This is a genomic window from Kineococcus lubricus, assembly GCF_050871965.1.
Lineage (GTDB): Bacteria > Actinomycetota > Actinomycetes > Actinomycetales > Kineococcaceae > Kineococcus.
Genome location: NZ_JBJLSK010000045.1, coordinates 21051 through 27377 on the forward strand (window position 1 = coordinate 21051; position 6327 = coordinate 27377).

At 72.6% G+C, this 6327-nt stretch carries 6 protein-coding genes; 4 read left to right on the plus strand and 2 right to left on the minus strand.

The window, feature by feature from the left end; all coding sequences use genetic code 11:
• Positions 1-24: 24 nt before the first annotated feature.
• Together ACRYRX_RS21115 and ACRYRX_RS21120 are read right to left on the minus strand one after the other, a co-directional pair.
• Entirely contained in the window at positions 25-1107 is a 1083-nt protein-coding gene (locus tag ACRYRX_RS21115; RefSeq protein WP_432515114.1) for an inositol-3-phosphate synthase, read from the minus strand.
• Complete coding sequence (locus ACRYRX_RS21120) at positions 1107-1682, minus strand: PadR family transcriptional regulator (protein WP_432515116.1); 576 nt, start codon at positions 1680-1682, stop codon at positions 1107-1109. The genes ACRYRX_RS21115 and ACRYRX_RS21120 overlap by 1 nt, the downstream gene beginning before the upstream one ends.
• Positions 1683-1824: 142 nt before the next feature.
• On the opposite strand from ACRYRX_RS21120, the gene ACRYRX_RS21125 reads away from it, so the two are divergent.
• From ACRYRX_RS21125 to ACRYRX_RS21140, 4 genes are all read left to right on the plus strand, one after another.
• A complete protein-coding gene (locus ACRYRX_RS21125; RefSeq protein ID WP_432515117.1) occupies positions 1825-2253 on the plus strand; it encodes a MarR family winged helix-turn-helix transcriptional regulator in 429 nt (142 codons plus the stop codon).
• Between the two features lie 115 nt (positions 2254-2368).
• A complete protein-coding gene (locus tag ACRYRX_RS21130) occupies positions 2369-2863 on the plus strand; it encodes a MarR family winged helix-turn-helix transcriptional regulator (protein ID WP_432515119.1) in 495 nt (164 codons plus the stop codon).
• Positions 2860-5418, plus strand: a complete 2559-nt coding sequence (locus ACRYRX_RS21135) for an MFS transporter (protein WP_432515120.1) — start codon at positions 2860-2862, stop codon at positions 5416-5418. The genes ACRYRX_RS21130 and ACRYRX_RS21135 overlap by 4 nt, the downstream gene beginning before the upstream one ends.
• Before the next feature lie 74 nt (positions 5419-5492).
• Complete coding sequence (locus ACRYRX_RS21140; protein WP_432515121.1) at positions 5493-6272, plus strand: YceI family protein; 780 nt, start codon at positions 5493-5495, stop codon at positions 6270-6272.
• Positions 6273-6327: the final 55 nt, after the last annotated feature.

The window sequence follows — 6327 nt, forward strand, 5'->3', positions numbered from 1 at the left end:
GGGGGCCTCCCGCGTCGTCCCGGGTCAGCGGTCGACGGTCCCGGCGATGAACGCCTCGACGCCGGCGCGGCCGGTCTCGTCGTCGCGCTGCTGCGGCGGCGACTTCATGAAGTACGCCGACGGGGACAGCAGCGGCCCGCCGATCCCCCGGTCCAGGGCGATCTTCGCGGCGCGGACGGCGTCGATGATGACGCCGGCGGAGTTCGGGGAGTCCCACACCTCGAGCTTGTACTCCAGGTTCAGCGGCACCCCGCCGAACGCCTTGCCCTCCAGGCGCACGTAGGCCCACTTGCGGTCGTCGAGCCACTGGACGTAGTCGCTGGGGCCGATGTGGACGTTGCGGGTGCCGAAGTCGGCCTGCACGTTGCTCGTCACGGCCTGGGTCTTGGAGATCTTCTTGGACTCCAGCCGGTCGCGCTCCAGCATGTTCTTGAAGTCCATGTTGCCGCCGACGTTGAGCTGGTAGGTGCGCTCCAGCTGGATGCCGCGGTCCTCCAGGAGCTTGGCCAGCACCCGGTGGGTGATGGTCGCCCCGACCTGGGACTTGATGTCGTCACCGACGATCGGGACTCCCGCGTCGGTGAACCTCTGCGCCCACTCGGGGTCGCTGGCGATGAAGACGGGCAGCGCGTTGACGAAGGCGACCCCCGCGTCGATCGCGCACTGGGCGTAGAACTCGGCGGCGTCCTCGGACCCGACGGGCAGGTAGCAGACCAGGACGTCGACGCGGGCCTCGCGCAGCGCGGCGACGACGTCGACGGGCTCGGCCGCGGACTCGGTGATGGTCTCGCGGTAGTACCTGCCGAGGCCGTCGAGGGTGTGGCCGCGCTGGACGGTCACGCCCGTGCGCGGCACGTCGCAGATCTTGATCGTGTTGTTCTCGGACGCGCCGATGGCGTCGGCGAGGTCGGTGCCGACCTTCTTGTCGTCGACGTCGAAGGCGGCCACGAACTCGACGTCGCCGACGTGGTAGTCGCCGAACCGCACGTGCATGAGACCGGGGACGGTCTGCTCGGGGTCGGCGTCGCGGTAGAAGTGGACGCCCTGCACGAGGGAGGCGGCGCAGTTGCCGACTCCGACGATCGCGACGCGGATCTTTCCTGCCATCAGGGTCTCTTCTCCTCAGGGGATCGGGGAGCGTGCTCGGCGGTGATGAGGCGTTCGAGCCAGTCGACCTCGCTGCGGACGGTCTCCACGCCGTGCCGCTGCGCTTCGAGCGCGTAGGAGTCGAGCTGGGCCTGGGTGCGGTCGATGGAGCGGTTCATGACCTCGAGGCGTTCGAGCAGCCGGGCGCGGCGGCCCTCGAGGATGCGCAGCCGGGTGCGCGGTGCGACCCGGGAGAACAGCGCGAAGCGGACGCCGAAGGCGTCGTCCTCCCAGGCGTCGGGCCCGGCCTCCTCGAGCAGGTCGGCGAGCCGGTCCCGGCCGTGCGGGGTGATCTCGTAGACCACCCGGGCGCGCTTGGGGCTGATCGTGCCCGGGAGCCGTTCCTGGGTGGACTCGCTGATGCAGCCCCCCGCCTGCAGGGCCCGCAGGGCGGGGTAGAGCGTGCCGTAGCTCAGGGCCCGGAACGCCCCGAGGCGCTGGTCGAGGCGCTTGCGCACCTCGTACCCGTGCATCGGCCCGTCCGCGAGCAGCGCCAGGACCGCCAGCAGCACCACGTCACCGCGCTTGCGCACCACGTCTCGTCACCTCTCACACCGATGTATCGGTTCGATGCATCTGCTCGTGACAGTAGGGGCACGTCCCCCGGGGCTTCAACCCCGGCGCGCCGACCCGCGGGTACCCGCCACCTGTCGGCCGGGCTCCGGGTAGGTTCCTGGGATGGTCAGTGGCCCCGCCGAAGCGCTCGAACGCGAGCTCGCCGTGCTCCTGCGGCGATCCCGCGCGATCAACCGGGAGACCGCCCGCAGCGTCCACCCGGACCTCGAACCGGAGGCGTACAGCCTCCTCGTGCGGCTCGACGACGTCGGCGAGACGCGCCCCTCGGACCTGGCCACCTTCTTCGGCATCGGCAAGCCCACGCTGTCCCGGCAGGTCCAGCTCCTCGAACGGCTCGGGCTGGTCAGCCGGGAGGCCGACCCCACCGACGGCCGCGCCGTCCGGCTGACCCTGTCCCCCGGCGGCCTGGAGAAGGTGCACGCGGCGCGCGCCGCCCGCCGGCAGCGGCTGCACGACCGCCTCGAGGGCTGGCCCGAGGACGACATGACGACCCTCGCCTCCCTGCTGCACCGCCTCAACGACGTCATCTGACCCCGAGGGGGTGGCGACACCCCCTCGGGCGACGAGCGGGCGCCACGGGTTGCATGGAGCAACCAATCGAGCCTATGGTTGCTTGCACACACCAACCGAGCAATCGAAGGTCGCCATGGCCACACCCCACGCGTGCGCCGCACTCGTCGACGTCTTCCCGGACCTGCTCCGAGCCCGCCGGACGCTGGTCGGCACGCTGAACACCCCCGGTCTGGCCGCGCTCGCGGTCGTCCAGCAGCGCGGGCCGCTGCGGATCAGCGAACTCGCCGAGCACCTCTCGCTCGACCTGTCCACCGTCAGCCGGCAGGTCGCGCACCTGCGGGCCAAGGGCCTGCTCGTCGCCACCCCCGACCCCGACGACGGACGCTCCCAGCGCCTGACCGTCACCGACGACGGCATCGAGGAGCTGCGCCGCTTCCGGCGCACCCTCGTCGGCCGCCTCGTCCAGCACCTCGACGCGTGGCCCGACGACGAGGTCGACGACCTCACCCGGCTCCTGGGCCGGCTGGCCGGCACCTCCGACATCAGCGCACCCCCGACAGAACCGTTGCAGGAGAACCCCTTGTACCACCACACGCTGTCCAGCGGCACCGCGGAGGCGCGAGCATGAGCACCCCCGGCACCACCGCCGACGCCCGGCCCGCGACCGGCCCCGCCCCTAAGATGACCCACGCGCAGGTCATGGAGGCCCTCTCCGGCCTGCTGCTGGGCATGTTCGTGGCGATCCTGTCCTCCACGGTCGTCTCCAACGCCCTGCCCCGGATCGTCAACGACCTGCACGGCACCGAGTCCGGCTACACCTGGGTCGTCACCGCGGCCCTGCTCGCCACCACGATCTCCACGCCCATCTGGGGCAAGCTGTCCGACCTCTTCTCCAAGAAGCTGCTCGTCCAGATCGCCCTCGGCATCTTCGTCGTCGCCTCCGCGATCGCCGGCCTGTCCAGCAGCATGGGCATGCTCATCACGCTGCGGGTCTTCCAGGGCCTGGGCGGCGGCGGCCTGCTCGCCCTGGCCCAGGTGATCCTCGCCTCGATGGTCAGCCCGCGCGAGCGCGGCCGCTACTCCGGCTACCTCGGGGCGACCTTCGCGGTCGCCACCGTCGGCGGCCCCCTCATCGGCGGCGTCCTGACCGAGCACCTGTCCTGGCACTGGACCTTCTACGTCGGCATCCCCTTCGCCGTCGCCGCCTTCATCGTGCTGCAGGCCAAGCTGAAGCTGCCGCCCCAGCCGCGCCGCGCGGTGTCCATCGACTACCTCGGCGCGACCCTGATCGCCGCCGGCATCTCCGCCCTGCTCATCTGGGTCTCGCTGGCCGGGCACCAGTTCGACTGGGCGTCCTGGTGGACCGTCGCCCTCGTCGCCGGCGGTGTCGTGTTCCTGGCCCTGGCCGTGCTCGCCGAGCACCGCGCCGCCGAGCCCATCGTCCCGCTGAAGTTCTTCCGCAACCCGACCATCGCGCTGTCCGCCGCGGCCAGCCTCTTCGTCGGTGTCGCCATGTTCGGCGCCACGATCTTCCTCAGCCAGTACTTCCAGCTCGCCCGGCACGAGTCGCCGACCATGGCCGGGGTCATGACGATCCCGATGATCGTCGGGCTGTTCCTGTCCTCCACCGTCGCGGGCCAGTTCATCACCCGCACCGGCCGCTGGAAGGGCTGGCTCGTCACCGGCGGCGTGCTGCTCACCGCCGGCCTCGGGCTCATGGGCACCATCGAGTACGACACGAACTACTGGATCGTCGCCCCGTACATGGCCCTCATCGGGCTCGGCGTCGGCATGATGATGCAGAACCTCGTCCTGGCCGTGCAGAACGTCGCCGAACCGCAGGACCTCGGCTCGGCCAGCTCCTTCGTGGCCTTCGCCCGCAGCCTCGGCGGCGCCATCGGCGTCTCGGCCCTCGGCGCCGTCCTCGGCCACCGCGTCACCACCCACCTCGAGACCGGGCTGGCCGACGCGCGCATCGACCCCGCCCAGGCGCTCGGCTCGCTGGGCTCCAGCACCGGCGTGCCGAACCTGGACGTCATCCCCGAGCCCGTGCGCTCGATCGTCCAGGCCGCCTACGGCTCCTCCATCGCCGACGTCTTCCTGCTCGCGGCGCCGTTCGCCCTCGTCGCCTTCGTCATCACGCTCTTCTTCAAGGAACGCGCCCTGCGCGGGGAGTCCGAGCCGCAGACCACCGCCGTCACCGCCGGTGAGCCCGGTGTCGCGGGGGGTGGGCCCGGTGCCGCCGGGGGTGGGAAGATCAACGGGAACACGATCCACCCCGACAGCGTCGAGTCGAAGGAGATCCCGAGCGTGCCAGCCCAGTCGACCCGCACCGACGCCGGACTCAGGTTGTCCGGCACGGTCCGCCACCACGACCGCCGCGCCCTGCCGGGAGCCGTCGTCACCCTCGCCGACCAGTCCGGCCAGCAGGTCGCCCGCACCGCCACCGGCGAGGACGGCACCTACGAGCTGGCCCTGCCGACCGGCGGGACCTACCTGCTGATCGTGGCCGCCGCCCACGTCGCCCCCTCGGCCACGCTCGTCGGCATCGGGACCACCTCCCTGACCCGCGACGTCGTCCTGTCCGGTCGCTCGGCCATCACCGGCCGCGTCCTGAGCCACGTGCCCACCGACGCCGACGCGCCGCACGACGCCCCGACCCGCGGCGTCCAGGGCGCGCTCGTCACCCTGACCGACGTCACCGGCGAGGTCGTCGGCTCCACCCGGACCGACGGCGGCGGCGGGTACGCCTTCGACCAGCTCATGGGCGGCAGCTACGTGCTGACCGCGCAGAGCGAGTCGCACCGCCCGCTCGCCCGCAGCGTCGAGGTCCCCGACTCCGGCGCCCTGGCCTGCGACCTTCTCCTGAGCGGCGGCGGGCGCCTGACCGGCACCGTCGTCGCCGCCAGCGACGGCCGCGTCCTGCGCGAGGCGTCGGTGACCCTCGTCGACGCCGACGGCGAGGTCGTCGGCTCGGTCGTCACCGGCCCCGACGGCAGCTACGCCTTCGAGGACCTCGCCGGCGGCCACTACACGCTGACCGCCGCCGGGTTCACCCCCGTGGCGACGTCCGTCGACATCGAGGAGGACACCGTGTCCGCCGCCCAGATCACCCTCGGCCGCGGGGCCTCCGGCGCCACGCTGGACCTCACCCGGTTCGAGTCGCGCTCGGAGCAGCGGTGAACCCCGAACCCTCCGTCCAGCCCCGGCCCCCCGCCGGTGACGCCGGGGCCACCGGCGTCACCGGCGAGGGCCGGGTGCTGACCCGCGAGGGCTGGCCCGTCACCGGGGCCGCGGTGACGCTGCTGGGGGCGGACGGGTCCCAGGTGGCCCGGGCGGTCACCGGCGGCGACGGCGGCTTCACCCTGCTCGGGGTGCCCGCGGGAGCGGCGACCATGCTCGTCGCCGCCGCCGCCCACGACCCCCGGGCCAGCAGCGTCGTCGTGCCCGCCGCGGGGACCTGGAGCATCGGGGAGGTCCGGCTGAAGCGCCAGGGCGGCACCGACGTGCCGCCGCCGGGGATCTGGGCCATCGACGTGATGCACTCCACGATCTCCGCGACGGCCCACCACCTGGGGCTGTCCGCCGTGCACGGCCGGTTCACCGAGTTCTCCGGGGTCATCACCGTGCCCGAGGACGTCACCCGGTCCAGCGTCGAGGTCGAGATCGACGCCACCTCGATCGACACCGGCAACGCCCAGCGCGACGAGCACCTGCGCTCGGCGGACTTCCTGGACACCGCCCACCACCCCACGCTGCGCTTCACCGCCGGCGGCGTGCAGCGCGCCGGCGACGGCTGGGTCATGTCCGGGGACCTGACCCTGCTGGCCACCACCCGGCCCGTGCAGCTGCACCTGGCCTACTCCGGCAGCGGGCCGGACCCGTGGGGCGGGACCCGCGCGGCGTTCACGGCCACGGCCGAGCTGCACCGCGACGACTTCAAGATGAACTGGAACCAGGCCGTCGGCATCGGCGTGGCGGTCTTCGGGACCACGCTGAAGGTCCAGATCGACGTCCAGGCCGTCCTGCAGCAGTGACCTGACCCGCAGCACGACGGAGGGCCCCCCACCGGTCGGTGCGGGGCCCTCCGTC